The sequence below is a fragment of the Microbulbifer sp. SE14 genome (assembly GCF_059834885.1).
In genome coordinates this window covers 1-26,507 of record NZ_JCBAJA010000042.1, presented here as the reverse complement: position 1 = coordinate 26,507, position 26,507 = coordinate 1, and the positions used below count along the sequence as shown (strand labels likewise).

Sequence of the window (26,507 nt, the reverse complement as noted above, 5' to 3'; positions counted from 1 at the left end):
ATATTTTTTTATGCAACCACCGCGGCGGTTCAGTCCCCTGCCACCGTCGCCCGCTCGGCGGAAAAGCGGGTGCGATGGCCGCGGCCCAGGTCGAAGCTGTGGCTGACGCTGGTCACCGTGTAGCCGCCGCCGGAAAAGGCGGGGCCGATGCGCTCCAGGCGCAGGCGGCTGCCGACGATCATGTCCGGGTGGCCGCTGGTGACGCCGCTCACCTGCACGAAGCGGCGCGCGCGCCGCTGCATCTCCGCCCGCGCCCACTCCGATGCCTCCGCCGCTTGCAGCGGCACTTCGCGCACCCGGTGGGAGACCCGCTCGCCGAAGGCGTTCTGCAGTATCTCCACGCCACTGCGGCCGCCGCCGATCTCGCCGCGGATGGCATCCTCCCCCGCCTCCTCGTCGATGCCCTCGCGGTTGGCGGCGTCGTAGCCGCTGACGCGCACGGCGGTGCGCTGTTCCGCCAGGTCCGCCACCGCCTGCACCGCTATCAGCTCGCCACCGCGCACCAGGGTGATCTCCGATCCCTCGCGCCGGTCGCGAGCCTTGAAGAAAAGGCTGCTGCCGTCGGTCCAGACTTCCGCCTGCAGCAGCCGCGCCCGCTCGCGCAAGAATGCCAGGTCGCTCATGTTGAACTGCTGGATGCGGTCGTAACTGGGGCCGGGGGCATCCAGCTGCGGGCTCAGGCCGTGGTCCGCGGCGATGGCAGCGGCGATGTCCTCGTCGCTCATGGACTCGTAGGTTTTCATGTGCCTGGTCATGCGCAGGTCCATCAGTCTGTCCTCGGCGTAGAGCAGGACCTCCGGCTCCTCTCCCTCCTCGAAGGCGACTTCCAGCGCGCTGATAAAGCCGGTGAAAATCCTGCGCTGGCCGGACAGGGGCCCTATGGCCACGGAAATTTCCCGGCCGAAATCCAGCACGCGCCCGTCCATGTACAGCAGGCTCTGTTCATCGCTGCCGGCCTCCGGGCCGGTGGCGACAAAGCGCGCGCGCAGGCTTTTCAATCCCTCGGTGGTCTCCTCGCACTCCAGGTGCACGAGATCCCTGGCCAGTTCGCCGCGGTCTTCGCCGTCGACGGTAAAAACCGGGCTGGCTGCGATAAACAGTTCGTCGCTCACACCGCACCTCAGTCGTCAAAACCGCGGGCGGACAGGCGCCGCTGCAGGCGCTCCCGGCGCGCCAGTTGTGCGCGCAACTGCTCCTCCTCGCCCCAGCGCGGGTCCTGCTGCTCTCCCTGCGCCGGCGCGTTGGGCGTCTCGGTGCGGGGAACGATTTCGGTCACCAGTTGTTCGATATGGGCGGTCAAGTCGCTGCTCCTCAGTTTTTTTCACTCGCGTTTCGGCGTTCACAGGAACTGGCAATCCCCGGATGGGACGGCTTCGAGCGGCCCCGCCGGCGGTGGTTACCTGACAAAAAACCTCACCGGTAAATATTTGCCAGGCAACCACCGCCAGCGGGGCCGCGCGCAGTGCCTCCGGGAGTTTCCCTTCCCTCAGCCACCGCAGCGGCATTTCGCACCGCCGCAGCCACAACTCCCGCCCCCGCCTTCAACCAGCTGGCGAGCGCTGTCGCGCCGCGGCAGGGCCTGCCAGGGGGGGGTGGTCTTCTGGCGGCGGAAGGCGGGGCCCTCGCCGCCGGCGACGGTATCCCCGCGCTTCCCGCCGACGCGGGCACCGCCCACCAGTAGCCGCTCCCGGGATGGGGCCGTGGCAAAAAGCGGGCGCAGGGGCACGCCGTAGCCGTAACTGGTGGCGCGCGGGTCCCGCCCCCCAGTGCTCTCAGCGACGGCGGCGACGGTCACATCGCCGCCGGCGATATCGCCCGCCAGCGGGGGCGCCAGGCCGAAGGCGCCCCTCGCTTCGTCGGCGGCGGCGCCCGCCTCCCGCCGGCGCACCGCGTCCAGCGCCGGCTGCAGTCCGCCGGCGGCGGACAGCGCCAGTCCGGCGGCGTCGCCGTCGGCGGGCGCCCTGGGGGCGGCCCGGCCATTGCCTGTGTCGCTGCTGCCACCGTTTGAATCCTGTCTGTTGGCGCCGGCGCTGCCGGAGAAGACTGCGCTGGCACCGATGCCCAGGGCGGCCTCCAGGGATACGCCGGCGCTGGCTTTTACGCCGGCAGACACGCCCACCCCCAGGCTTGCGCCCAGACTCGCGCTGAAGCCCACCTCCAGCCCCGCCTGCAGTTCCAGACCCCCGCTCAGGTCTACGCCCAGTCCGCGCCAGGCGCTCGGGTCCAGGCCCTGGCGGGCGAGAAATTCCGGCGCGCTCTCGCCGTCCAGTGCCTCGGCGCTGCGCGGGCTGTTTTCGGCGCTGCTGCCGCCCTCGTTGGTGCCCCGCCCCGGCGCCGCCGGGGCCGGACCGCCGGAGCCGGCGGGCTGGGCGTTGGCGGAATCCCGCGCGGCGGGACCGCTGGCGCCGGTCACATAGGTGTATTTCGGGTCCTGCTCCTTGATGGTGACGCTGGCCTTGGCCCGCAGCGGCGCCCCGTTCCCGGCGAAGTGATCGAACTCCAGGTCGAGGCTCTCCACCACGCCGGTGACGATCAGCTGGTCCCACTGGAACTGCAGCAGCGGCGGCGCGTCGGAGGTATCCTCTTTCGGCAGCACATATTTCTCGACAATGGCGGTGCGGGTGCGCACCGAAACCGGCGCCTCGTCGGTGCCCTCGTCGGCGGTGTCGAACACCAGGTCCATGGACAGCGAGGTGGAACTGGAGCCGTTGTGCTGGCGCCGCTGGCGCCCGCGGGAGCGGCCGCCATCGGTCTGGTTCTGCAGGCGCAACTTGAGGGACTCGGGGTTGAACTGGACCGGCACGGGATCGCCCACCGCGGTCTGGTTCTCGTCCGCGCGCACCTCCTGTAGTTGTGCCTTGAGCAGTTCGCCCATAGATGCCTCGATTTATTTTTGTCCCACAGTTCGGGATGGGATTTATCCGAATTCCGTCCTGCGCGCCCGGCGCCGCTAGCTCTCCAGCAGGCGCAAACCCTGGTGCGCTATGTGCAGTTCCTCGATGGCGATGTCGCCGCTCTTGCCGTTCAGCTGCGGGCCCGCGATCTTGGCCGGCAGGCCGCGCTCGAAAACCCAGGTGGCCACCGTCTCCCCGGCGCGGCTGCGCACCTCGATGATGCCGTCGTAGCGGGCGACCGGGCGGCGGCCGGATACCACGCCCTGGATCCAGTTCCACAGTTCCCGCTGCACCTGTTTGTCCTCGCCGTAAAACATGCCCCGCTTCAGCACCAGGTTGGTGTACTTGGCGCGCCCCACCCGCTGGATGACGCCGTCGTTGCGCCCGCCCTCCTGGTACTCCTGCACATCCATGGAGACCTCCAGCCCGGCGCATTCCTGGAAACCGCCGTCCCCCAGGGTGTCGGCACTGTCGTCCTCCGCCGGAGGCGCCAGCGAGCGGTTGGGGCCGGTGCTGCTGCCCGCTTCTATCTGTGCGGATTTCAGCAGCGAGATGCGAAACTGGAAATTGCTCAGCAGTTGGGGAAATTGCTCCGGCACGGGTCCACTCCGTTCAAGTCTCTATGCCCAGGGTGCCATCCCCCTCGCGCACCAGGCGCAGCAGGATGAATTCCATCGGTTCCACCGGCGCCACGCCGATTTCCGCAACCAGCCTGCCCGCATCGCGCACCCGCTGGTCGTTCAGGCGCTCGTCGCAGCGCACGAAAAAGGCCTCCGCCTCGCTGCGCCCGCGAAAGGCGCCGGCCAGGTACAGCTGGCGCAGGAAATTCACCAGCAGGAAACGCAGCTGGGTGCGCAGCTCGCGGTTGTTGTTCTCGAAAACCAGCCACTGCATCTGCCGGTGCAGAACCCGTTGCAGCATGGTCATCAGCCTCCGCACGGACAGCTGGCGCCAGGCGGCATCGCGGCTCAGGGTGCGCGCGGCGGAAAGGCGGACGCCGTCCCTCTCGGGCAGGAAAATATTGATCCCCAGCGGGTGCAGCTGGTCGTGTCGCGATCGGGAAATCTTTTCCTCCACCATGACCACGCTCTCGGCGATGGCATTGGCGGGACCGTGATGTACGCCGAAGGCGAGTTCGCTGTGGGCGATGATGCCGGCGGCCGCCGCCGACGGATTGATCGATCGCAGGCGGCTTTCACCGGAAGAGGGATCGGAAACTTTCAGCCAGGGGAAATAGGCCGCACAGAAGGCGCTGTCGAAGTGGTCGCGCCAGGCGACCAGCTGCCGCTGGCTGATGCCCGGGGGCGCGTCCAGCAGCACGATAAAGCGGCGCAGCTGCGCGGCCAGCGCCGCCAGGTGCTGCTGGCGCTGGATAATCTGCCGCAGGTCCGCCGGCTGCAGCGGGTCCAGCTGCAGGTGGGGCAGCTGGTGCCGGCCCCAGTTGAGCGGCTCCGGCGCGGGCGCCAGTTCCACGCAGGGGGCGAACTCGTCCCCGGCCAGGGACTGGATCGGCTCTTCCTGCGGCTCTTCCGCGGCCGGCGCCGGCGCGTAGAGATCCGGCACCACCAGCAGTGCCAGCTCGCGGATCTGCACCAGCGCGTGTACGCCGTCGCCGGGCTCCGGGTTTCCGGGCAGCCAGCCGCTGTCGAAGAAATCCTGCGGCCGGATATCCCCGAAGCGGTCCTCGACGCTGGAAAAGGAAATCGGGTTTTCCCGCAATTCCCGGCGGCTGTCCAGCGGCAGTCTTTCCGGGTCTGCGGGCGTCAGGCTTGCGTCAAGCCAGTCCTCGGTGGGATTGACCAGCCGGGACTCCCGGTACAGGGCCGTGGCCAGGAAGCGCGGGTGTTCGGGGGCGAGCCCCAGGCCGTCGAACGCCTCGCGATTGCCCTCGCCGTCCTCCACCACAAAGGTGGCCTCCACCAGCTCCGCCGCAACGGGCACATGCGTCGCCGCCGTGTGCAGGACCAGGATTTCCTCGCGCCCGGCGCTGTCGGCGAGACCCCGCTCCTCCCGGCGCGCGACGAAGCGCAGCTGGTATTCGAATCCGCCGGGCGCGGGCACCGCGAGCCTGAGAAGGCTGCCCGGCGGGCAGGATTCCGCCGGGGGAATTTTCAATTCGGTGGCACTGCTGCCGGGTTCCAGCTGCAGCGGGCGCAGGCTGAACCCGAGCGCCGCGCGCAGCTGACCGCCCCAGCTGCCCTCGTCCTTGGCCTGCAAAATGACGTCGCCGCCTGTGGAGTCGAGCCCGGCCACGCGGCCGCTGGCCAGCCCGCCGAAATCCCGCGGGTCGCCGTAGCCGGGCACGATGCGGACAATATAGGCGCGCCTGCCGCCCTGCTCGAAGAAACTGGCTACCGCGTGCGGCAATAACCCCGGCCCCTGCAGGCCGCCGTACAGCCGCCGGTATTCGTCCCAGCTCTCCACCGCCACGGCCACCGAGCGCCGGCGCCGGTCCGAGGCCCGCACATAGGCGCGCCGTTCCGGGCAGTGCTCCGGCTCCACCGCCACCCGCGCCGGTCCCCGCGGCGCCACCCCGACGAAGGCGCACACATCCATGCGCTCCGCACCCAGGGTGCGGCGCAGCTCGTCCGGCGCGCGGTAGAGATCCGGCGCGCCGAGCAATGTGCCTTGTGTCAGTGGATATGCCATTTTTCCGGGATCACTCAGTTATCGATCATTGGCCTGCAGCGGCGGAACAATATTTATTTACTCAAGTTTCGAAGGCACATCGAGGCCCGATATGGCCGGTTACCTGGCAAATGTTTACCGATGAGATTTTTTGTCAGGTAACCACCGCCAGTAGGGCCGCTCGAAGCCCTCTCGCTTCGGCATCGCTACCCCTGTGAACTCCGAAACCTGGATTATTTGTAAGTGCACTCCTCGCACACCAGGCTGAGCTCTTCCATGGCCACCTCGCCGCCGCCCTTGGCGGCCAGGGTCGGGCCGGTCCATTTCTTCGGCTGGGCGTTGCGCAGCTCCCAGGAGGCCACCGGGTTCCTGGCCTCGTCCAGCAGGGTGACGGTGACCAGCCGCGGGTCGTGGGCGCCGTCGCCGACGTTTTTCAGCCACTCGAACAGGGTCAGGCTGCCAACCAGGCCCCGCTTCAGGGTGACGTCGTCGCTCTTGAAGGTGTTGGCAATCTTGCGCACCGTGTTGAAGGACTCGTTGCCGTTGCGGTACTCGGAATAATTCACTTCCCGGCCGAGACCGCTGCAATCGGAAAAGCCGCCCACCGTCTCCGATTCGGTGCCGTCGCCGAGGGAGACGATAAAGTTGAAGGCACCGTAGGGATTGTCTCTATAGGTCGCCATTGTTTTTCCTCAGTTAATCCTCGAATTATTTCCATCCGGCATCGCGGACAGGTGCGGTGGCGCTGCGCCTCAGGTACGCGCGTCCCCGGTCCACTGGCCGATGCGGAAGATCACGAACTCCGCAGGTTTCACCGGCGCAAGGCCGACCAGGCAGATCATGCGGCCATTGTCGAGATCGTTCTGGGTCATGGTGCTTCTGTCGCAGCGCACGAAGAAGGCCTCCTCCGGCTTGCTTCCGAGCAGGGCGCCGTCCCGCCACAGCACCAGCAGGAAGTCCTCCACGGTGCGGCGGATGTTGTCCCACAGGCGCTGGTTGTTGGGTTCGAACACCGCCCACTGGGTGCCCTTGTCGATGGAGTGCTCTATGTAATTGAACAGGCGGCGCACGTTGACGTACTTCCACTCGGGATCGGAACTCATGGTGCGCGCGCCCCAGACGCGGTAGCCGCGCCCCTCGAAGAAGCGCAGGGCGTTGATGCCCTCGGGATTGATCACTTCATTCCGGGGCTTGTTGATATTCACCTCGAACTGGGTGAGTCCGCGCACGATTTCGTTGGCCGGTGCCTTGTGCACGCCGCGGTTGATATCGCTCCTGGCGTAGATGCCGGCCACGAAACCGCTCGGGGGCAACAGCAGCTGGCGCGGCGGCGTGCCCTGGGAGAAGCGCTCGTTGGGATCGTAGACCTTGATCCAGGGGTAATAGAGGGCCGCGTGCTTGCTGTCGAACTGGCCGCGGAAATCGCGGATCTCGTTCAGCGAGCTGCCCACCGGCCCGTCCACCACGGCGATGCGGTAGCGCATTTTCTCCGCATGGGTCACCAGCGCCTGTGCCGCCACCCGCGACACGGTGGCATCGCCCATATCGCCGGAGTCCGGCATGGCGACAATGGAGACATCGTCTATCTCCGCCAGTGCCTCCAGGCCGGTGGCCTTGATATTCACGTTGTCCGGGTCGGCGGCGCTGCCGGCCAGCTGCGTGGGGGACGGCAGGTCGCCATCATGGCCGCCGGCCAGGCGGCCGCTGCTGTCGCCCTGCAGTGCCGCCATCAGCCTGGCCGGCAGGAAGCCCGGCACCGGGTCGGAGGAGGCGGTGGGGTCCCACTCCAGGTAGACAGGCGCATCCGGATCTTCCGGATCGTCCTTCTGCAGAATGCGGCCGATATAGCGCTTCTGGCTGTCGGAGGCACCCAGGTCCGCGTACTCCTCGATGCGCCCGCGCCCCACCACGACGCGCACCCGCAGTTCCACCAGCTGGATCACATCGTCGCCGGTAACCGCCGGCGTGCCCCCACCCGAATCCAGGAAACTCTGCTCCCCCTCGGAGTCCAGCTGGACCACGCGCAGGTTGTTCGGGTCCAGCGGGTCATTGCCGTCCGGTACCGGTATGGCCGGGTTGGTGGCGGCGCCGGCAATGACTTCCACCACTGCGCCTGCACCGGCGCGGCGCGCCTGGATGCTGCCGAACTCCGGGTGCAGATAGGCCAGGTTCTTGCTGCGCACCACCTCCGTGGTCACGAACACATTGCCCATGGCCCCCGGCCAGCGGGCGACCCATGTGGCATTCGTATCGGTGACGTTGATCGCGTGGCTGGCCACACCCCAGGCGGAGGCCCCGGTACCGGCGCGGGGCGCAAAGACCCTGGACACATAGAGGCGCTTGCCGCCGTTTTCGAAGAATGCCCGCGCCGCGTGGGCCAGGTAGGGCAACCTCGGTTCACCCGGGGGCGCACCGCCGACAGAGACTTCCTCGATACCGCCGTAGACCCGCTCGAACTCCGTAAAACTGGTGATCAGGCGCGGTTCACAGCTGGCCGGCCCCTGGATGTCCGCGTCCCTGTAACAGACGGGTCCCCAGCGGGTGAGCCCGGCAAAGCCGGTGGTACTGGTGGACACGCCCTCGATGGACTTGGAACGGAAGCTGACTTCCTCGACAAAGACGCCTGGGGCTAGATATTCGGGCATGATGGCTGCTCTCCTGTATTAAAGGGCGCTCCGCTTCGCTGGTACCCCTGGCGAAATTGCGACGAAATCCTGCACTCACCTCTCGCCGCTGACAGTCGCTCCCACGAATTCGGATAATTAAACACATTCGCAAACTCCCCCGGCCGCACAGCGGACTCAGGGAATGACAAAATCGAAGTCCGGCTCGTCGCGCCCGGTGAGAATCCGGCCGGGGGAAAAGCTCACCAGGCGCCGCGCCGATGCCGGCGAAACATAACCCTCGGGCAACTGCTCGCCGCCGCTCACGTCGTCCGGCAGATTGAAAGCCGGCAGTTCCTCCAGGGGCAGGTCCCACAGCGGGTCCCGGCCCGGCAGGTCCGCGGTCGCGGGCACCGGCTCGGTTTCCGGGCCGTACACCCACACCTGGATATTGAAACCCGCCTCCAGTTCGCTGCCGGGAAATGCCTGCGGCGGCAGTAACAGCAGGAACTCGCCGCGGTCGTCGCCGCGGCCGCGGGCGATCAGGGAACCACCCGGCAGGCGCGCCTCGACGCAGGCCCAGCGCAGCGGCCGGTCATCCCTCAGCGCACGCCCGCGCATTCCGGTGGCCCCGGAGCTGTGGTGGTAACCGGCTCCGGGGAACAGGGTGATATTGCGGCTGCGGCCGGCCAGGTAATCCTGTTCCCCGTCCTGTTCGATCTGCTCGACATCCTCCAGGCTCCGCAGCGGCACCCGCAGACGACGCGGCACATAGCGGCGCTCGTAGTCATAAACCCGGAGATCTATCCCCGCCCCCGAGCCCGCGGTGTAACTCAGGCTGTAGCGGCCGGAATGACTGCGCAGAAGTCCTGACGGCAGCGGCTGCAGCTGCGAAAAGTCGTAGCGGTGCGCGGGCCTGGGACTTTCGTGCGGCAATCCGCGCTCCCGCTCCACCCGCACCGGATAGACCAGCTCGGTGCTGCGCAGCGCGTCGGTAAAATCCAGTCCAAGCGCCAGGCGCCGGCGCTGCCACTGGTATTCGTGCGAACCGGCACCGGTCACGGCTGGCCGCCCTCCCCCTGCACCTGCGGCGCCGCTCCCGCCCCTGCCCGGGAGACCCGCGGCGACAGGCTGCTTTCGCGCCCGTGAATCACCGCGATGCGGGCCACATAGGGAATACTCAGCTTGTAATCCAGTGGCAGTGAGTCGAAGGTGCGCATCACATCCTCGGTGGAGAGTTCCTCCAGGCAGACCTGTATCGATTCGTTCGGCGCCCAGGGGGTGATCGGGTCCAGCAGCGGGCCGGTAAAAATCGGCGTGTCCTCCAGGGCCTGCATGGCTCGGCCGACAATCCTGTGCTCGTGGTCTGCGTTGTCCCCCCAGGGAATCAACAGGTAGTGCAGATCCAGCGGCAGGTGGCTGCGGCCGTCGTAGGCGGCCGCCGCGGACCAGGCTCCGCGCATCACCTTGTTGAAGTCCACCCGGTACAGGAACACCGACAGTGACGGATTGGTGATCAGGTCGGAGTCTTCGGGATCCAGGTCCTGGGTGCGCAACAGGCGCACCGGCGTGTTGCGCCCGGAGATCGGCGGCAGCTCGCGAAAGCTGAAATCCAGGTAGCGCACCAGGCTGCTGCTGACCGCGGCGATACTGTTGAAATCTGCCATAGCGTCCCTGTCGGCTACCCGTTACCAGATCCGTACTCAGTCCTTGTGGACTGCGTGATAAACGACAGTCCCGTCCACAAGTCTCTGTTGTTTCAAGGTACCCTTCCTGCACAGAAGATCCACCGCTGCCTCCACCTGCCGGCGCCCCTCCTGCAGTCTCTGTCGCAGCAGCCACCACTGCACTATGCCGTCCAGTGTGTCCGCGGCACTCTCCTGCACCGCCAGGTATCCGGCGATCTCCTCCGCGATGGTGTCCACCAGCGTATCCTTGGGATCTATGGTCTTCGGCATCCTGTGTCCCTCCTGTAATCCCGCGGCAAAAGACACCCCACTTTTTATTGCCGAGTACGCCACTGCTTCCACTTTCTCCCCCGCCAAAAAGGAACAGCAGCTGTTCCGGAGCGGTTTCGGATAGGGATAGCAAGCCTCATGCCAGATTCACAAAAGCGAGAAAAACCGGTAATTAAAGCCGTTTTCCCGCATTACAGGTCATTACGCCGGGCAAAAAATTACCCACCTCACAGCAAGGTCCCCGGCTTTCCCGAAGACAAAAAGGCAATGCGCCGCATGTGTTCAAGCGATCGAGGAGTGGATGGGTAAGAAAGAACCCACCCAGGGTCATAGAAAAAAGGGGAAGCACCTGGGATCAATAGTGAAAAAAGCTTTGATAAAGCAACAGGAAAATTGGCGCGCCAAAAATATCGACAAGATCAAACAATGGTTAGGACATGACTTGATTTCGCCCGCACAGAACTGGTAGCTTTTCGCCACTGGTTCCAGCCTCCGCTTACAAGCCTGTGACTCCTAGGGACACCTGGTTGCATAACAATAATAAAAACAGCCTGTCCCGGCCCATGGCCACGCTCTTCACCGGGCCATGTCTCCGCGAATCCTGTAGGGGCTTGTAAACGATTCAAGATTCAATCAACAGAATTGGGAAGTCACTGGAAACCAGGCGATGAACTCTCTCGTTATTTTTTTCACCGACACGGATGCCCAGAAGCGTTTTGGAAAGCTCTTCTCCGGCTATCAGTGCGATTGGCGCCCCTTTCATGACCAGATAAACCGATCGGGCTCCAAAGGAGATACGGAATTCCCGAGGAGGATAGAGCAGGCACGCGAGCACGCCTGCATTTCGGTCTTCATCCTCGACCGCCACAGTCTGGAAGATCACTGCTATCGGAAATTTCTGGCAGACCAGGCGAGCAAAAATCCCGCCGCCCTCTGCTTGCTGGAGGACCACTGTAACAGTGGCAATTTTGAATCCACGGAATTGATCGGCCTGTTTCACGACTTTGCCCTGTGGTCCTGCAGCCGGGAGGAACTGCAAACGCGTATACAACGCCTCGCAGCTGACCGCGCCGCGGGGGCTCCCGGGGGGGCCGCCGAACGGGCCCTATTGCGGCGCTTCCTAAACCTGAACATGGCCGGTTGCTCCAATGCCTTCGTCGATACGGCGCGCCTGATAGAGCGGGTTTCCAATTGCCGGGCGCCGCTGCTGGTCAGTGGCGAAACGGGAACCGGCAAGGAAAACGCCGCGCGTGCGGTCCACTACCTGGGCCCGCGGCGGGATAAAGCCTTTATTCCCATCAACTGTGGCGCCATTCCGGAGGAGCTGTTTGAAAGCGAACTGTTCGGCTATCAGCAGGGTGCCTTTACCGGGGCCAGGGGCAACAAGAAGGGACTGGTGGAAGTGGCCAGCGGCGGCACCCTGTTCCTGGATGAACTGGACAGCCTCAGCCTGAAATCCCAGGCGGCGCTGTTGCGTTTTCTGCAGTTCCAGGAGTACCGGCCACTGGGGTCGGAAACCAGCTACAGTGCCGACCTGCGCATCATCGCCGCTACCAATACGGACCTTGCGGCCGCAGTGACCCGCCAGGAGTTCCGCGAGGATCTCCTGTTCCGCATCAATGTACTCAATATCCACATGCCGCCCCTGCGGGAGAGGGCCGAGGATATTCCGATCATCGCCGCGCAGCTGATGCAGCGCTTCAATGCCGAGCACGGAGCCACCGGACAGCTCCCGAAACGGCTCACCCCCCGCGCGCAGAAATGGCTGGGCCGGCAGCCTTGGCCGGGAAATATCCGCGAGCTGGAAAACTTTCTTTTGCGACAGTTCCTACTGTCCGATGGCCCCTGGCTGGACCTGACCGAAAGCGAAGAACTGGTGGATGGCGAAGCAACGGAGGGGGAATCGCTGCCCAATTTCCAGGAAGCCAAGGCCAGGGCAATCCGGAACTTCGAACAGGACTACCTGCGCAACCTGATGCAACTGGCGGGGGGAAATGTGAGCGAAGCGGCGAGAATTTCCGGCAAGGAGCGCAGTGCCCTGGGAAAACTGATTCGCAAGCACGCGATCGACAAGTTTTCCTACGCGGACAGTTGAGAGAGCACGAAAAACTGGCGGGATTTGCGGCGGGAGCCCTCCCACTCCCGCACCGCTTTCGAAACCTTCTGTTTGCTGATAAACCGCTCCCCGGACTTTGCCCTCACATGGGCACCGCCCTTGCGGAGCAGCGGGTTGAGCGCAACGCGATTGCGCGGCTTGCTGCTTTTCATAGCGATCGACCTCCTCAATAAATTCCGCTATAAAAGTTGACCTCCCTGTCTCGGAACCGCGCCGGGGCGCGGCTCCTCCTTAACCTTTTACACAGATCACCTGGCGCAATGTGTGCACCACGTCCACCAGGTCGGACTGGTTCTGCATCACCTGATCGATATCCTTGTAGGCAGCAGGGATCTCGTCGATCACACCGGTGTCCTTCCGGCACTGGATACCCCTGGTCTGCTCCTCCAGGTCCCTGCGGGTAAAACGCTTGCGGGCGGCGCTGCGGCTCATCTTGCGCCCGGCGCCGTGGGCGCAGGAGCAGAAGGAATCCGCATTGCCGCGGCCGCGCACGATGAACGACCTGGCACCCATGGAGCCGGGGATGATGCCCAGCTGGTCCCGCTGCGCGCTGATCGCCCCCTTGCGGGTCACGAACACGTCGCGGCCGAAGTGCCGTTCGCGCACCACATAGTTGTGGTGGCAGTTGATCGCCTCGGACGTCAGGATGAAGTCCGGCAGATGCTCGCGCAGGCAGCCGAGCACCAGCTTCATCATCTCCTGGCGGTTCACCCGCGCGTACTCCTGGGCCCAGTTTACCGCCTCGATGTAATCGTCGAAGTGGCCATTGCCCTCGCTGAAGTAGGCGAGACCCCGGTCCGGCAGGTTATGCATGTGCCCGGCCATGTCCTTCCGCGCCAGCTGGATAAAGTGCTGGCCGATGGCATTGCCGATACCGCGGCTGCCGGAGTGCAGCATCACCCAGACCGCGTTACTCTCATCGAGGCAGATCTCGATGAAGTGATTGCCGCCGCCGAGGGTGCCCAGTTGGGTGACCCAGGTCTGTTGCGGCTGGCGCAACTTCTTCAGCAGTTCCGGATGCTTGTCGAACAGCCTGTCCGCTCCGGGAGCGAGACGTTTGCAGGCAGCTTCCCGGGCGTTGATCATCTTGTGACGTCCAAAGCCCACGGGGACTTTCACCTCAATGGCATCCCGCAGCGGCTTCAGGTTGTCCGGCAACTGGTGTGCATGCAGAGATGTGCGCACCGCATTCATGCCGCAGCCGATATCCACCCCCACCGCCGCCGGGATAATGGCGCTGACGGTGGGAATCACGGATCCCACGGTGGCGCCCTTGCCCAGGTGCACGTCGGGCATGGCAGCCACATGGGAGTGCACTATCGGCAGCTGGGCGATATTTTTCAGTTGTTGCAGTGCCGCCGGCTCTATCTCGTCGGTGTAGATTTTTACCGGCACTGTCCCCGGCGGCGCATTGTTGTTCAGTACCATTTTTACAGGCATAAAGAATCCCTGGATTACTCCACGTTTTTCTAAAAATTGCCTTTCAAGGCCGGAAATAAAAAAGCCCCGGCGGATGCCAGGGCTTCAGGAAGATCTGGCTTGAAAGGCGTCGTCACCCTTCAAGCGCAAGCACATGAAAGGTGTATCAGATAAACTGATTTTTCAGAAGTTGATAGCGCATTTCATGGCTCCTTTTGATGTCCTCCCATGGTTGCGGGCCACAGAAGGTTTTGGGTTGTTCGAAAGAGGGGCGAGCCTAAACAGACGAAACAAAATGTCAACATTAAATTTTCAAATTCCGCAAAAATTTCTTCGCGGTACAGCAATCGGGAAAAAACGGGGCGCGAATATACCCGTGAAAGGAAGGCCTCCCCACCATATAATTATTGGGATACCAGCCTCCGCAGACGCCAGCCAACATGAATCCGGAAATTATTTTTGAAGACGACTACCTCATCGCGGCCTACAAGCCCGAGGGATGGCTGGTGCACCGCTCGGATATAGATCCCCGCGAGGACAGAGTCCTGCTGCAGCACCTGCGCGACCTGGTCGGCTGCCACCTGTACCCGATCCACCGGCTGGACAAGCCCACTTCCGGCGTCATCGTCTTCGGCAAGAGTGGGGAGATCGCCGCGCAGGTGCAGGCGCAGCTGGAGTGCGAAGACTCGGTCAAGAAATATATCGCCGTCTGCCGCGGCTACTGCCCGGAGGAAGGCGTCATCGACTACCCGCTGCCGCCGGTGGCCGACTTCAAACACCAGCGCAAACGCCCCAGGGCCGACCTGCCCCGCCAGCCGGCGGTCACCATTTTCCGCCGGCTGGATACCATCGAGGTCCCCTACTCCGTGGACCGCTACCCGGCCAGCCGCTATTCCCTGGTGGAAATACAGCTGAAGACCGGCCGCCGGCACCAGATACGCCGCCACTTCAAGCATATCCACCACCCACTGATCGGCTGCCCCAAGTACGGCAAGTCGGTGCACAACCGCTTCTTTGCCGAGCAATACGGCTGCAGCCGCCTGCTGCTGCACGCGCTGCAGCTGCAACTGGAGCACCCGGTGACCGGCGAGCGCCTGAACCTGGTCGCGCCGCCGCGGGGGCAGTTCCTGTCCCTGATGCAGGCTTTCGGGTGGCAGCTGCCGGAGTAAGGTCGCCCGCCATGGGCTATTCCGAGTCCGCTGTCCCGCTCCCTGCATCAATGCACCGCAAGGGCATTTGCAATATCATCCGGATCTTCAGCCAATAAGACCAATAGCCAGTTTCATCCCGGGAAGCGCCCTCTCATGCCCAAAGTCAATTCACGTGCACGCTCCGCCCTCTTCGCCCACTGCCTGTTGGCCGCCGCAACCCTGGTCTCCCATTCGGCCCACAGTGAACCCCGGTTACAGGCCCCGCTACCGAAACTGATTCCCTGGCAGGGCGCTTCCGAAGAGCTGATCGCAAAGGAGGGAGACTGGGTGACGCCGGCGGAGGCCAGCGGCTTTCGCACCACACCGGATTACCGACAGACCCGCGCCTTTGTCGATCGCCTGGCCGCGGCCAGCCCGGATATCAAGACCGGGGATATCGGCACCTCCGCCGGCGGGCGGCAGGTGCAGCTGGTGACCCTGACCGAGGGCGGCAGCGATCCGAGGACGAACGGCAAACCGATATTGCTGGTACAGGCGGGCATCCACTCCGGCGAGATCGACGGCAAGGATGCCAGCCTGATGCTACTGCGGGACTATGTGAACGGCGACCGGGAGCTGCGCCAGCTGATCAGGGGCGCAAACCTGCTGCTGATTCCGATCCTCAATGTGGACGGCCACGAGCGCGCCGGCCCCTTTAGCCGCATGAACCAGCGCGGCCCGGACAACGCCGGCTGGCGCACCAACAGCAATAACCTGAACCTCAACCGCGACTACGCCAAGCTCGACACCCCGGAGCTACGCGCGGTGATGGACGTGATCAACGAATACCAACCGAGCCTCTACCTGGATATCCACGTCACCGACGGCGAGGACTACCAGTACGACATTACCTACGGCTATAACGGTTCCTTCGCCACCGATTCCCCGGCCATCACCAAGTGGCTGGAGACCCGCCTGCAGGAGGACCTGGACTCCGCACTATCGGCCGCGGGCCATATCCCGGGCCCGCTGGTGTTCGGCGTGAATCCGAAGGACTTTGCCGACGGCATCAACCACTGGACCGCCCCTCCCCGCTTCTCCAACGGCCTGGGCGACCTGCGCCACACGCCGACGGTGCTGGTGGAGAACCACTCGCTAAAGCCCTATCGCCAGCGAGTGCTGGGAACCTATGTATTTATCGAAGCGGCTCTGCAGGCGCTGGCGGACGACGGAGCGGCGCTCAACAAAGCCATAGCCAATGACCGGCAGCGCCGCCCGCAGACCCAGGTACTGGAGTGGCGCACCAGTGAAAAGCCCGATCTTTCGGTATTCGCCGAAGAACCCTTCAAGGGCATCGCCTACCGGAAGGAGAAGAACCCGATCAGCGGCGCCGAGCTGGTGGTCTGGCTCGGCGAAGCCAAGAGCTACCCCTCCCTGCCGGTGTTCGCCGACAACGTCAAAGGGGTCGAGGTGCGGGTGCCCAAGGCCTTCTACCTGCCAAAGAGCGAGACTCTGGTGCTGGAACGGCTGAAGGCACACGGTATCGAAATCACCGAGCCGCAACGGAAATCGGCCGAACTGACCCGATTCGAAGTCGACAACCCCGAGTTCGCCGACACTCCTTTCGAGGGCCACTTCCGGGTCAAGGGAGAATTCAGGGAGGAACAGATCCGGGTACCACTCGCCGACTATGTCAGAGTCAGCACCGACCAGCCGCTGGGCAGCCTGGCGGTAGCCCTGCTGGACCCGCGCGGGCCGGACTCCTTCTTCCAGTGGGGATTCTTCAACCAGATCTTCCAGCGCACCGAGTACTACGAGCCCTATGCGCTGATACCGCTGGCGGAGCAGATGCTCGAGCAGGATCCGGCGTTAAAAAAGGAATTTGAGAAGCGCCTGCGGGACAAGGCCTTTGCCGAAGACCCGCGGGCGCGGATGGATTTCTTCTACGAACGCAGCCCCTACTTCGACCGGGCCTACCGGAAGTATCCGGTGCTGATGGACTATTAAGGATCGGCAGCCAGCGAATCCTTCACTCCCCGGCCAGGGTCCGGATACGCCGGTGCTCCCCGCCATCCTCGCTGAGCAGCTTTGCCAGTGGTGGCAGCAGCTGTTCCATGGTGGCTCGTATTGTCCAGGGCGGGTTCACCACGATCATGCCTGAGGCCGTCATGCCATGGCCGTCGGTGTCGGCACGGATACCCAGCTCGAACTGCTCCACCCGGCGGATGCCGGAAGCGACGATCTGGCGCTCCAGCTGGTCGATGCGCCCGCGCTCGACCACCGGATACCAGAGCGCCACCGTGGCGATGGGCATCTTGCGGTGGATCAGCCTGAGCGCATCCACCACGCGCTGGTAATCCTCTTTCAGCTCGTAGGGCGGATCGATCAGCACCAGGGCGCGGCGGGAGGGCGTCGGCAGCAGCGCGGACAGCCCCCGGAAGCCGTCCTCCCCGCGGATATGGATATTCCGGCCAACGCAGTTCCGGCGGAGCTGCTCGATGTCGGCCGGGTGCAGCTCGAACAGCCAGGCCTTGTCCTGGGGGCGCAGCAGGCCGCAGGCGATGGCCGGCGAGCCCGGGTAAACCTGCAGGCGACCGCCGGCATTGTGCGCCAGCACACTATCCAAATAAGGCCGCAGCGCTTCCAGATAGGGCTGCAGTGCCGGCAGGCCAGGCTCCCCTGGCAGCAGGCGGCCGATGCCATTGCCGTACTCACAGTTCTTCGCCGCCATGTCGCCCTGCAGGCGGTAGAGGCCGGCGCCGGCGTGGGTGTCGATATAGTCGAGGGGTTTGTCCTTCTTCTGCAGGTAGGTGAGGATTTCCACCTGCACTAGATGCTTCAACACGTCGGCAAAGTTGCCGGCATGAAAACCGTGGCGATAACTGAGCATGTGACCCGCGTGGATATCTCGGTACGTCAATCGGGCCTGTGGCCCGGGCGGGCCAACGCGGCGGTAGGGAGCGCCTTGGGAGGGACGGGCCAGCGGCTGGCCCACCAGGGATCTCGCGCGTAATTTATTCCGCTGCCGGGGTGGTGTAAACCAATATTTGCGGCCCGCCGCAGGGACGCGGCAGCGGCGGTGCAACGGGCGGCGCCCCCTGTTCAATATCCGCCTGAACGATTACGCTGGGGAGTCATCGGCCGGGGAAAGAGAAGGGATAGCAATGAGCCAGAAACTGCCCTATGGACTGGAGCACTACGGCATCCGCTTTCGCGCCGTACCCACCAACGGCATCACCCTGAATGTGGCCGAGGCCGGCGAAGGCCCGCTGGTGTTCCTGCTGCACGGCTTTCCCGAGTGCTGGGCCAGCTGGGGCCCCCAGATCAGCTTCCTGGTGGACAGGGGCTACAGGGTGGTGGCCCCGGAGATGCGCGGCTACGGCGACAGCGACGCGCCCGAAGACGTCGCCGCCTACGACACCGTCGAGCTGGCGGCCGACGTGATCGGCCTGCTGGACGCCTACGACCAGCAACAGGGCGTGATTATCGGCCACGACTGGGGGTGCATCGTCGCCTGGCACACCGCCTGGCTGCACCCCGAGCGCATCAAGGGTATCGGCGGCCTGAGTGTGCCCTGGTTCGGGCGCGGACAGACAGATACCCTGAGCGCGCTGAAGCGGCAGATGGGCGACAACTACTTCTACATTATCGATTTCCAGAAGGCCGCCGCCCACGAGGCCCTGAACCGCCATATCCCCCTGAGCCTGGAAAAAATCCTCACCGGCCACTTCGACCTGCTGGGGCAAAAGGCCGGCGACGCGGGCCTGCTGGAGCGGATCACCCTGCCGGAACAGCGCCCGTACTACATGCCCCGGGACTTCCTCGACTATATCGCCGGCCGCTACCAGCGCCACGGCTTCGAGCCGCCGCTGAACTGGTACCGCAACTTCGAGCGCACCTGGGAGCGGACGGCCACACAGAATGCCAACACCATCACCGCGCCGGCGATGTACCTGACGGGTAGCAAGGACTGGACCCATCGCTATGCGGAGAGCATCGGCCTGGATATGCACCGGCAGTGCACTGATCTGCGTATCAATGAGGTGATAAAGGCGGGGCACTGGATCGGGCAGGAAAAGCCGGAATGGGTCAACGGCAGGATTGCCGAGTTCCTCGCGCTGATCGGTCACTGATAAATGGGGACGACTAATCGACGCCCCCTCACTGAAATTATTGCATCACATAACAGCTGACTTTTTCGCCGGCGCTGACATTGCCGGTTTTTCTGTCGAAGACTTTTTCAACGGCCCGCATCACGGGCATCCCCCTCTCCTGCCATTGCGCCAGCGCCTCTTTGGGCTGCGGACACTGGCTGATATCGGCCGGGTCGCGGGTGGGTTCGAAAAAGTGGATGCTTTGCTCGCTGAACACCGGCTTGCCCACATACCAGAGTGCAGCGAGGCGCTCGCCCGAGTCGGCGGCAACCAGGTAGAGCTCATGGTCTTCCGCGCCGGTGCCGCTGTCCACCAATAGCAGCCCCTGCCACAGGCCGGCGAAGCGACTGTCCATATCATAGGTCTGCTCGAAAGCCTGCGCCCGGGTAGCACAGCCGGGACCCTTGAACACCTGCAGGCTCCAGTCGTACTCACCCTCAACCACCCGGGCCGACTGCGCAGGCCAGCTCGCGCAGCCGTCCAACTGCTCGCCCACCGCGGTATTGTCAAATATCCGCTCGAAGGGCTCTGCGACTGAGGCATCGCAAGCGGCCAGAGACAGCATTAAACCCAGGCTCAAAGTTCTGATTGTCATTTTTTCGCCTCTGCAGCACTACTTTTCAGCGTGACATAGCGCACCACGCGGTAATTCTTAACGTTTTCAGGGGTCCTGTCGATCCAACTGCTGGCACGGCCGTAGAGCAGCACATGCGGCTTGACTTTCACGTTGCCATCGGGCGTCGAGTACAAAGTCAGGGTTTTCCCGTAGGCAGGATCTATCGCCAGGTACTCGCCGTTGGACCTCTTCTGGGTGATCAGAATCCAGTGGTCACCCACCCAGTCCTTCTTGTAATCCACATGCGCCATTGCCAGGCCACCCGCCTTCAAACACGCATCAATGGACTGGACCGCTTCCTCCGCCAGTTTCTTGCGAATGCCCGAGTCCTGGCCGCTCATGCCCAAAGCCTTGGCGCCAGCCACAATCCACAACAGGTAGGTACCCTTGGTAAAGGCATTGGCGGACTTCAAAATGTTGTTGACGATGAGCGGCGTCAACTTGTCCGGCTGTTGGCCAGCGGGCCAGTGCTTGGTACGAGAGCCCAGATAAGTGGCGGCCATGGTCAGGCTGGTCATGGCGCAGCCGTAGCCGTGAATGGTGCCTCCGCCAAAACCCAGCGCCGTCTTACCCCAACGCTTATCGCCCTGCCTGAAGGGCGTAACCGCCGGCGCGGTGGTTTTGGCAGCGGGCGCGCCATTGTTGCTGCAATCCTCCTCTTCGTCACTGCCAAACAGGCCCAACAGGCTCTTCTCAAAGAAGCTGTATTGGTCGATCACCGCCTGAGGAACCTGGTCATCCAGCCACTCCAGGGCCCCCTGGAAACTCCAACCCGGGTTGCTATTGGCCATCTGCTGAGGGGTTTCGACGTTGGCGTTGAGCTTCTTCCAGGTTTTGCCACCGGGGTCCACCACCCTGTCCGGATAGTTGAAGTTCAGTACCTTGCGCTGGAAGGATTCGATCGCATTGAGAGTCAGGCCACCGCAGGCCCCGTCCACCACCAGCGGCTCCCACTGGCCCTTGAGTACCGGGAAGCGCTTGATAGCACCGTTCAACAGTTCTTGCACAACAATGACGTCGTTGTACCGATTCTGGGCCCTATATCCAACTTTCGCACAAATACCCATATCCAGATCCCTTCCTTGGAAAAAGGGGAAAAACTAACACAGGTTTTTGAGGTTGTGTGTGACAGATTTTTGCTTTTTGTATGAGTGGAACTGACATTTAAGATTCACCCTGCGTGAAAAGGTCAATATTCAATATTATTTGCCTATTCATTTTCCATGGACACTGAGACAATACATAATTCCCCGAGGGAAACCGGGACAAGAGTAAATCCTGGCCGCAGCCCATTTCGATGAATTAAACGCCAACATGTTGCTCTGACGGCAGTTGCCAGAGTCATTCCAGATCAAAATCGAATGCAAAAAAATAGTGTAATCAACAACTTAGACTAAACTTCTATAGCCTCTGTACAGCAGTTCCTGTACTGTAGAATCTTTCAGCTTTATTTGAGGGTTGCATGTCCACGGATCTCATCGATGCACAGGTATCACCAACCGGGCAGTTCGACATCCTGTCCAAGTACGAAATCCACAAGCTCAGCCGCGAAAGCCGCGGCCCTCAATACCAGACTTTCCGCAACTGCTCCCTGGCCGTACTCAACAGCGGCAGCTATATGGATGACGGCAAGGAGCTGCTGGAAACCTATGCCGACTACAATATTTCCGTTGTACCCACAGAGCGCAGCGTAAAACTCAAGGTCGAAAACGCCCCGCCTATTGCGTTTGTCGACGGCAAGATGATCCGGGGTATTGCCGAGCATCTTTTTGCCGTGCTCCGCGACATCATCTACGTGAACAGCGAGATCACCGGTGACCCGCGCTACGACCTGGTGTCTGCGCAGGGAGTTACCGACGCGGTATTCCATATCCTGCGCAATGCCGGCACCTTTAAGCGAGACCGCATACCCAGACTGGTGGTGTGCTGGGGTGGACACTCCATTTCAGGTGAGGAATACGATTACACCAAAGAGGTGGGCTATCAGCTGGCGCTGCGCCATCTCGACATCTGCACCGGCTGCGGCCCGGGCGCGATGAAAGGCCCGATGAAGGGCGCCACCATCGGCCACGCCAAGCAGCGCGACCGGCACGGCCAGTACCTCGGCATTACCGAACCGGGCATCATCGCGGCGGAAGCACCGAATGCCATCGTCAACCAGCTCGTCATCATGCCGGACATCGAGAAACGACTGGAGGCCTTCGTGCGCACCGGCCACGGCATTGTCGTGTTTCCCGGCGGCGCGGGCACCGCCGAGGAGATTCTCTATCTGCTGGGCATACTCCTGCACGAGGAAAACAGGGAACAGCCCTTCCCGGTTATTTTCACCGGGCCGGCCAGCGCCGCGGACTACTTTATGCGCATCGACCAGTTTATTACCGAGACCCTAGGCGAAGAAGCCAGATCGAGGTACCAGATCATTATCGACGATCCGCAGGAAGTGGCACGGCAGATGGCCGCAGGCATCCAAGAGGTGCGGGAGCACCGCAAAGAGACCGGCGATGCCTATTACTTCAACTGGCAACTGAAGGTGTCCACAGAGTTCCAACGGCCGTTTGCCCCCACCCACGAGAATATGCACAACCTGGCATTACACAAAAACCAGGAACCTTACCTGCTGGCCGCCAACCTGCGCCGGGCGTTTTCCGGGATTGTTTCCGGAAACGTTAAGGATGAAGGGATTCGGATCGTGGAGAAACATGGGCCCTATGAGTTGCGCGGCGACCCGGCGATAATGCACAGCGTTGATACCTTGCTGGAGTCTTTTGTGAAGCAGCAGAGAATGAAGCTGCCCGGCAAAGCATATATTCCCTGTTATCGGATCGTTGCAGGCCAATAGTTGAAAATTACCGGGTCCAGAGTAAAGTTCTTGAAAAAACGTCCGATGAAAAAGACGCCAAAACCTTACTCTGACCCCAATTACTGCCAATTACTGATTACTGGACCCCAATTACTCGAGAATTTAAAATATTGGTTCTGGCTGATTGTTTCTAATAACAACAAAATCAATAAATTTTAAAAGTGTAGAAACGACATTAAACTTTTCCGGGATACTATCAACTTGCAAAACGATCTCATTTAGATGCTCTCGACTCAAGCATAGCCTCCTCATACAGATAGCAATCAGGAACTCTATCACTGCTTCTGATTCCCGAGATTCCAAATTCTCTAGCGCCTTCAACAAGAAGGTTTTAATGAAATTGCTTCTCCATTTGTCAGACGCATAATTTAACTCCTTAGGCTTCGCGGCTCGCAGAAAAGAAGCCTGTATCACACCATCATTAAATCGATCAAATACCAAAGGATCAATTTGATTAACAACATACGCATCCCTAAGAGGCGGCAACCGATCTGACGACGTATCATATCTTAGACTTTGAAGCACACTTGCGACTGTGTAATAGATAGGCGCTTGCACAAGGAAATCTGATGCGTTAAACCCTGGCCAAAATGCAAACCCTGCCCTTAACTTTAAGTCATCCCCTGCTGGGCTTTTCCAAAATATTCGATCTGAAACGCCTTGAACTTCTTGACTATTTGCGCGTTTTAAGTAATCAATTCTTTTCAAAAATTCAGTTTTATCCAGGTCAACTGACTGGCAATAATCCACTATAGAAGCTAGTACATTTTGCTCGGAAAGCCATGGGTTTGGATGACCATCCCCAACAGGCAACAACATCCTTTCAATACATTCAAGCCTATGAAAACCATATTCCCCATCACTATAAATGAGATCCGATTTTATTTTATTGAACTGTTCTTCACTTCCATACTTGAAAAAACCAACCAAATATAACAATGGCGTGGACTCAAACTTCCTTAAAGATCTACTGACATTAAGAAGAGCTCTTCCAGATTGAGAAGAGGCCGCCACGACTACAATCCCCTTCTCTACATCTTCTCTTGAAATAATGTCTATTTCATTCACAGACCTCATGTTGAGCTCTGCTCCAAAATTAGATAAATAATAACTAGCTACCTGCTCGGCGAGCTCCTTGGCTCCCACATCGGAACAATAGAAGATATCGCTAACCCAGGCACTCAACCCCCTCCGAAAGCAAGCTATCATCTTATCAACAAACTTGGAATGTTTTTCTATGACAAGCTTTCTGACATCAACAAAAAATTCAACACCGGGCCTGGTTGCTGTTAGTCCATCATATAAACATTTAAGTGAACTTGAATCTCGATAATCCCTAATTACTTCCCTTGTAGATTTCTTACAATCTACAGCTCTAGGCAGATAAACCTCTGTACTCGGATGCTCTACTAAAAACTGATCGGCAGATAACGCTATGGGATAAGAATTATGGCGAATACAATAAACGCACTCTTCTTCAGCATAAGAAGTTATCGGGGAAAATATTTCTTTATATCGACCACCCGAATCGCAACTTCTAAACAATCTAGAGAAATCAAAAACAACTTCGTGATTTGGTGCTTCCACACTATTATAAAAAAGCGACACTATTTTTTTCGAAAATAAATCTGGAATTTGCTTTATCTCTCCAAATAGCTTGTTACTTGTAGAGGCCGAAATAATAACGATAGAACTCTGGGTTGAGTCAAAACGATACTCCTTATACCCACCATAACTTCCAAAACTATCTACTAAGACCAAACTTCCGCCAGGTTTCAGTTCATTTCTTAGAAGCAAAGCAGAATGAACTAAGCTGGAAATCCCTGACGTATCAATATATATACGCTTAATATCGTCATCGATAAACTCCAAAAGTTTCAATGCCAAAAAATAAGTTTCCGAACCACGACAGACTACGTTAGATGCACGGATAAATTTATTACTATGCCTACCAGAGGGCTTCAAGAAATGATAATTCTGAGAAGCCTCCACAACCAAGTCTCTATCAACAAAGATTTTTAAGCAGCCTACTTCAACAACCCTATCAAATCCATCTGATAGATCACTTCCATTAATATTTTTTGCAGATATTTTACCAGAAATATTATATAGACCTAGATTTACATCTGGCGGCAACTGCATATTGGTAGAGTCGCATAATTTTAAAAAAAATTTGCGTAATTTTTCTTCTGAACTAAAATCAAACGCCGAACAATTTTCAGGAACAATAACAGCCAAACCATCATATGCTGCCTTCCGAGAGAACTCCTCCCTAATCAAATCAAAAAAAACGTCAAGGAGGACTATCGAGCCTGGAGAAAAAACAACCAAATGTCTTTTTTTGTTATTTCTGCAACTGTAATCGTAATAATAAAAATCGTTCATTTTATTGGTATCAACAATGTATAAGAGGCGCCCTGAACATCACTGAATGGTGTTGGCTCGTTTTCAGAATTAGAAGCGACATCAAACAGTTTAACGTCACTCACATCACTCATTGGTTGCGATAAAAAATTCCTGTAAAGGTTCACACGTCCTGTTCTCAGGTTAATAAGCCCCCCTCTGGAATCAAGCAAAGTCAATACACGTGGCAATCCTCGACCAAATCCTACAGAATCTTTTTTTGAAGTAATATTTTTTCTAAAACATTCTTTAACTTTTTCAAACTCAATAGATATATCTGTACTCGGATTAAGCTTTTGGCCGGAAAATCGCCCATAAAGCCCAGGCCCACTATCAAACAATGAGACTTCCAAGATATGAAGTGGCGCACCATCATATTTTTTGTTCAAATCCGAAATATATTGTGAAAACAGGCTGTTTTGTCCTTCAACATACTCCGCAACTTTCCCCCTCCTGATAAGATGATAATCTAGTATCACACCACGAACAGAGCGATTGAATGCTAGCCCCCCCTCATCGACTAGTGCATGCTGATCTGTATTTAGAATCAACTCTGACAATAACCTTCCAATATCACCGTACTCTTCATCACTTAAAGTTGATATCTTCTGACGCGATGCCAAATGCTTCTTAACAATTGCCGAAAATGAGCGACTACTTTTAACTACTGGAGCATCATTCTCTACTTGATCATAAAAGAACGGAGGATACTTAAATTTATCAATCGAATGATCTACGGTGATCAACTGAAGTTGCTGGCCTTTTACAAATCCTGTTGAATAAGAAAACCGTTCAACTAAACTTTTATTAAGCTTAGGTTTTATATCTTCACCATGTTTATCGAGCAAATTCGTTGCCATTAAAACAGAAATTAACAAATGCGGATCAGAGATAAAGCGATTGATCGACTCAATATCGTTTATATCCAAAAACCTGCACAACAGAATCAAATCAGGGTTTTCTCGACAGATCGTTATAATCGCCTGCAAGAGTAAGGATCGCGATCCAATTTTTCCATGTCCTAAGCTCAAAGGAAGAGACAAAGTAAGGCTTTCGGCCGATTCATGTGCCGCGACAAGTAACTCTTCCACTGTCTCCAGTGAATTTCTCTTTTTTAATGCAATCTTCATTATCGTGATGAATCCCAAATCATCGGAATCTACTTGTCAAGTTCAACTCTTGCTTTTGACTTCCTAATACTATTAGCCTACCCCCCATAATGTCACCTTCTAACAGTTAATTCAGCGAAAAAATTCAGCACTCATAATTTGTGGGGAGTTGAGAACGCGGGCTAAACCAGAGTAAATCTATACGATTCGAATTGAAACACCTCCATATACAGCCAAAATCGCTTGCAGACTACCATTGGAAATTTCATTGGGGCGAAGCCGCACAGCACCCCACCGAAACCTTTTAAAACCCCCTTGCCTTCGGATATAGCCCCCAAATTAAATGACCAAATACGTGTGAGAAAGCAGATCGACACAGGGTTAAGCAGCTATCTGCACTGTAGTTGAGGAGAAAACGGGGTCAAGCCTTACATTTGACATGCTTTCGTAAATTTTAAGGGCTGCCCCAGTGACATCCTGGGTCATCACTCGCTTTCGCGAGTGGACGGTAGTGTTCAGAATTCTGTGTCATTTCTTTACCATACGCAAAAAAGAGATGACTCATGACCAAACCTACGTTCGATATGGATGCCGCTGTCAAGGCGCTGCGTGAGGGC

Annotated in this window: 24 protein-coding genes; 6 read left to right on the top strand and 18 right to left on the bottom strand. The window is 59.4% G+C overall.

Annotation, left to right across the window (positions count from 1 at the left end):
* Positions 1-29: 29 nt before the first annotated feature.
* The 10 genes from AC6R19_RS21180 to AC6R19_RS21135 all read right to left on the bottom strand — a co-directional run bounded on the left by AC6R19_RS21180 (position 30) and on the right by AC6R19_RS21135 (position 10,083).
* Positions 30-1,112 (bottom strand): phage late control D family protein, encoded by a 1,083-nt coding sequence (locus AC6R19_RS21180; protein ID WP_500581872.1) that lies wholly within the window; start codon positions 1,110-1,112, stop codon positions 30-32.
* A gap of 8 nt (positions 1,113-1,120) precedes the next feature.
* On the bottom strand, positions 1,121-1,300 hold the full coding sequence (locus AC6R19_RS21175; RefSeq protein WP_500581871.1) for a hypothetical protein: 180 nt from the start codon (positions 1,298-1,300) through the stop codon (positions 1,121-1,123).
* A 186-nt stretch (positions 1,301-1,486) separates the two neighbouring features.
* A complete protein-coding gene (locus AC6R19_RS21170) occupies positions 1,487-2,875 on the bottom strand; it encodes a CIS tube protein (RefSeq protein WP_500581870.1) in 1,389 nt (462 codons plus the stop codon).
* A gap of 75 nt (positions 2,876-2,950) precedes the next feature.
* The gene (locus AC6R19_RS21165) at positions 2,951-3,493 is read right to left on the bottom strand and encodes a phage tail protein (protein ID WP_500581869.1); all 543 of its coding nucleotides are present in this window, start codon (positions 3,491-3,493) and stop codon (positions 2,951-2,953) included.
* A 13-nt stretch (positions 3,494-3,506) separates the two neighbouring features.
* Positions 3,507-5,543 carry a phage tail sheath family protein gene (locus AC6R19_RS21160; protein ID WP_500581868.1) on the bottom strand — a complete coding sequence of 679 codons (2,037 nt, stop codon included), beginning with the start codon at positions 5,541-5,543 and terminating at the stop codon, positions 3,507-3,509.
* Positions 5,544-5,755: 212 nt separating this feature from the next.
* On the bottom strand, positions 5,756-6,205 hold the full coding sequence (locus AC6R19_RS21155; RefSeq protein WP_500581867.1) for a phage tail protein: 450 nt from the start codon (positions 6,203-6,205) through the stop codon (positions 5,756-5,758).
* Positions 6,206-6,274: 69 nt separating this feature from the next.
* Positions 6,275-8,167 carry a phage tail sheath family protein gene (locus tag AC6R19_RS21150; RefSeq protein WP_500581866.1) on the bottom strand — a complete coding sequence of 631 codons (1,893 nt, stop codon included), beginning with the start codon at positions 8,165-8,167 and terminating at the stop codon, positions 6,275-6,277.
* A gap of 156 nt (positions 8,168-8,323) precedes the next feature.
* Positions 8,324-9,187: a hypothetical protein gene (locus tag AC6R19_RS21145; protein ID WP_500581865.1), complete on the bottom strand. Its 864-nt coding sequence runs from the start codon at positions 9,185-9,187 to the stop codon at positions 8,324-8,326.
* Entirely contained in the window at positions 9,184-9,792 is a 609-nt protein-coding gene (locus AC6R19_RS21140; RefSeq protein ID WP_500581864.1) for a Pvc16 family protein, read from the bottom strand. The genes AC6R19_RS21145 and AC6R19_RS21140 overlap by 4 nt, the downstream gene beginning before the upstream one ends.
* 36 nt (positions 9,793-9,828) lie before the next feature.
* Positions 9,829-10,083, bottom strand: a complete 255-nt coding sequence (locus AC6R19_RS21135; RefSeq protein ID WP_500581863.1) for a hypothetical protein — start codon at positions 10,081-10,083, stop codon at positions 9,829-9,831.
* A gap of 301 nt (positions 10,084-10,384) precedes the next feature.
* On the opposite strand from AC6R19_RS21135, the gene AC6R19_RS21130 reads away from it, so the two are divergent.
* On the top strand, positions 10,385-10,552 hold the full coding sequence (locus AC6R19_RS21130) for a hypothetical protein (RefSeq protein ID WP_500581862.1): 168 nt from the start codon (positions 10,385-10,387) through the stop codon (positions 10,550-10,552).
* A gap of 153 nt (positions 10,553-10,705) precedes the next feature.
* Here the strand turns inward: AC6R19_RS21130 and AC6R19_RS21125 are convergent, their stop codons facing one another.
* Positions 10,706-11,083, bottom strand: a complete 378-nt coding sequence (locus tag AC6R19_RS21125; protein ID WP_500581861.1) for a hypothetical protein — start codon at positions 11,081-11,083, stop codon at positions 10,706-10,708.
* A gap of 108 nt (positions 11,084-11,191) precedes the next feature.
* On the opposite strand from AC6R19_RS21125, the gene AC6R19_RS21120 reads away from it, so the two are divergent.
* Entirely contained in the window at positions 11,192-12,178 is a 987-nt protein-coding gene (locus tag AC6R19_RS21120; protein ID WP_500581860.1) for a sigma 54-interacting transcriptional regulator, read from the top strand.
* On the opposite strand, the gene AC6R19_RS21115 is transcribed toward AC6R19_RS21120, so the two are convergent.
* Complete coding sequence (locus AC6R19_RS21115; RefSeq protein ID WP_500581859.1) at positions 12,163-12,351, bottom strand: hypothetical protein; 189 nt, start codon at positions 12,349-12,351, stop codon at positions 12,163-12,165. The genes AC6R19_RS21120 and AC6R19_RS21115 overlap by 16 nt on opposite strands.
* 79 nt (positions 12,352-12,430) lie before the next feature.
* The gene (locus AC6R19_RS21110; RefSeq protein WP_500581858.1) at positions 12,431-13,639 is read right to left on the bottom strand and encodes an RtcB family protein; all 1,209 of its coding nucleotides are present in this window, start codon (positions 13,637-13,639) and stop codon (positions 12,431-12,433) included.
* Between the two features lie 419 nt (positions 13,640-14,058).
* Between AC6R19_RS21110 and AC6R19_RS21105 the strand changes: the two genes are divergently transcribed.
* Both AC6R19_RS21105 and AC6R19_RS21100 read left to right on the top strand, forming a co-directional pair.
* The gene (locus tag AC6R19_RS21105; RefSeq protein WP_500581857.1) at positions 14,059-14,787 is read left to right on the top strand and encodes a pseudouridine synthase; all 729 of its coding nucleotides are present in this window, start codon (positions 14,059-14,061) and stop codon (positions 14,785-14,787) included.
* Positions 14,788-14,922: 135 nt separating this feature from the next.
* Entirely contained in the window at positions 14,923-16,755 is a 1,833-nt protein-coding gene (locus AC6R19_RS21100; protein ID WP_500581856.1) for a M14 family metallopeptidase, read from the top strand.
* A gap of 22 nt (positions 16,756-16,777) precedes the next feature.
* Here the strand turns inward: AC6R19_RS21100 and AC6R19_RS21095 are convergent, their stop codons facing one another.
* Positions 16,778-17,638, bottom strand: coding sequence for a 23S rRNA (adenine(2030)-N(6))-methyltransferase RlmJ (locus AC6R19_RS21095; protein ID WP_500581855.1), 861 nt, complete (start codon positions 17,636-17,638; stop codon positions 16,778-16,780).
* Positions 17,639-17,912: 274 nt separating this feature from the next.
* Here AC6R19_RS21095 and AC6R19_RS21090 point away from each other — a divergent pair, with 274 nt between their 5' ends.
* Positions 17,913-18,881, top strand: a complete 969-nt coding sequence (locus AC6R19_RS21090) for an alpha/beta fold hydrolase (protein WP_500581854.1) — start codon at positions 17,913-17,915, stop codon at positions 18,879-18,881.
* A gap of 37 nt (positions 18,882-18,918) precedes the next feature.
* Here AC6R19_RS21090 and AC6R19_RS21085 read toward each other — a convergent pair whose 3' ends face one another.
* Together AC6R19_RS21085 and AC6R19_RS21080 are read right to left on the bottom strand one after the other, a co-directional pair.
* Complete coding sequence (locus AC6R19_RS21085; RefSeq protein WP_500581853.1) at positions 18,919-19,497, bottom strand: hypothetical protein; 579 nt, start codon at positions 19,495-19,497, stop codon at positions 18,919-18,921.
* Complete coding sequence (locus AC6R19_RS21080; RefSeq protein WP_500581852.1) at positions 19,494-20,525, bottom strand: hypothetical protein; 1,032 nt, start codon at positions 20,523-20,525, stop codon at positions 19,494-19,496. The genes AC6R19_RS21085 and AC6R19_RS21080 overlap by 4 nt, the downstream gene beginning before the upstream one ends.
* A 455-nt stretch (positions 20,526-20,980) precedes the next feature.
* Here AC6R19_RS21080 and ppnN point away from each other — a divergent pair, with 455 nt between their 5' ends.
* Positions 20,981-22,357 (top strand): nucleotide 5'-monophosphate nucleosidase PpnN, encoded by a 1,377-nt coding sequence (gene ppnN / locus AC6R19_RS21075; RefSeq protein WP_500581851.1) that lies wholly within the window; start codon positions 20,981-20,983, stop codon positions 22,355-22,357.
* A gap of 123 nt (positions 22,358-22,480) precedes the next feature.
* Here the strand turns inward: ppnN and AC6R19_RS21070 are convergent, their stop codons facing one another.
* On the bottom strand, positions 22,481-24,763 hold the full coding sequence (locus tag AC6R19_RS21070) for a hypothetical protein (protein WP_500581850.1): 2,283 nt from the start codon (positions 24,761-24,763) through the stop codon (positions 22,481-22,483).
* Complete coding sequence (locus AC6R19_RS21065) at positions 24,760-25,911, bottom strand: hypothetical protein (protein WP_500581849.1); 1,152 nt, start codon at positions 25,909-25,911, stop codon at positions 24,760-24,762. Before AC6R19_RS21065 ends, AC6R19_RS21070 begins: the two co-directional genes overlap by 4 nt.
* Between the last annotated feature and the right edge of the window lie 596 nt (positions 25,912-26,507).